2 protein-coding genes are annotated in these 1,547 nt (G+C 67.4%); one reads left to right on the forward strand and one right to left on the reverse strand.

What is annotated here, in order from left to right:
- Nucleotides 1–106: DUF3553 domain-containing protein (locus IL54_RS25805; protein WP_156106091.1), on the forward strand; the 106-nt coding region annotated here is incomplete at its 5' end.
- Between the two features lie 4 nt (nt 107–110).
- On the opposite strand, the gene IL54_RS02970 is transcribed toward IL54_RS25805, so the two are convergent.
- Nucleotides 111–1,490 carry a sensor histidine kinase gene (locus IL54_RS02970; RefSeq protein ID WP_037473123.1) on the reverse strand — a complete coding sequence of 460 codons (1,380 nt, stop codon included), beginning with the start codon at nt 1,488–1,490 and terminating at the stop codon, nt 111–113.
- Nucleotides 1,491–1,547: the final 57 nt, after the last annotated feature.

The raw sequence follows: 1,547 nt of genomic DNA on the forward strand, positions 1-1,547 counted from the left end.
ATTCGGCTATGGCATCGTCGCGGAGATCGAGGGCAACAAGCTGGAGATCGATTTCGAGACGGCGGGGCGCAAGCGGGTGATGGACAGTTTCGTCTCGCTGCCCTGAGCGGTCAGTCGGCGCGGGGGAGTGACAGAATGAAGCGGGCACCTTCGCCCGGTGCGCCGCCGATGCGGATATCGCCATGCATCGCGCGCGCCAGGCGGCGCGAGATATAGAGGCCAAGGCCCGACCCGCCCGCATCGTCGCGGCCAAGCCGTTCGAACTTCTCGAAAATGCGTTCGCGGTCGGCGAGCGCCACGCCCTGTCCCTGATCGATCACCATGATGCGCGCTTCGCCAGGTGCGGATTCGGTGACGATGCGGACCTGCGTGTCTTCGGGCGCATAGCGCACGGCGTTGCCGATGAGGTTGACGAGGATTTGCAGCACGCGGCGAAATTCGCCGGTGGCGAGCAGACTCTGATCCTCCTGCGGCGGCAGGATAGTGATGCGGCGATCGAGCGCTTTTACGGTCAGCAGCCCCGCCGCGCGCCGTCCGAGATCGGCCAAGTCGACCTCTTCGGCGATGACCGCGAAGTCCGGGCGGTCGATCGCTTGCAGATCAGCGAGATCATCGACCAGCGCCATCAGGTGCCGCCCGGCCGAAGCGATATCCTTGGCATAGCCCGCATAATCGGGGCGAAGCGGTCCATCGCGTTGCGCACTGATGGTATCGGCATTGGCGATGATCCGCCCCAGCGGCTGGCGCAGCGACCGGTCGAGCCGTTTGCCGAATTCGCCGGGATAGAGCGTGACGGGCGCGTCCTCTACCTGCGGCGCTGCGACCGCGCGCTCCAGCGGTAGCGCGGTGCCGCGATAGCCCATGAGCTGGCCCGCAAGGTCGAACAAAGGAATAGCGGACAGACGGAACAGGCGGTCGGGATCGCCGACCAGCGCGGCGTCCTGATCGCGGAAGGCGCGCCGCTGGGCAAAGCCGCGCAGCATCGCCATGTCGCCATCGGCATCGGGGCGCAGGTCGAAATAGGCGGAAAAGCGACTGCCCGGCAGCGGCGGATCGCGCGGCAGCGTGCCCTGCGGCCCGCCATTGTCCATCGCCATTTGAAAGCGCAACTGGGTGTCGACCTGCCAGGTCCAACCTTCGGCCAGGGTGGCGATGTCGGCTTCGCGGTCGATCTGTTCGACCGGGGCGAGCGGGATCGGCCGTTCCTGCCAGTCGATGATCGACAGCGACACGCACGCGCCATCAGGCTTGGCGCGCACCCACATGTCGATGTCGCCACGCTCGGCGGCGGCAGCGACGGGCCGCGAGACTGGCACGCCAAGGCGCTGGGTCAACCGGGCGATGGCGGTAAGCTGGGGGATGACGAGCAGGGTGCCGAGGCTGCCCCCCGCCTCTTCCTGCAACGCCAGCAACGGCGCATCAGCGCTCAGCAACCGGCCGTCACTGGCGACAGATGCGCGCACGATGGCCGGATGGTGCGGCATGTTCAACGGGCGGTGACTTGCAGCAGATGGTCGAGCTTGGCGCGGAAGGGCGCGGGCGTGCGC

Source organism: Sphingobium sp. ba1 (genome assembly GCF_000743655.1).
Lineage (GTDB): Bacteria > Pseudomonadota > Alphaproteobacteria > Sphingomonadales > Sphingomonadaceae > Sphingobium.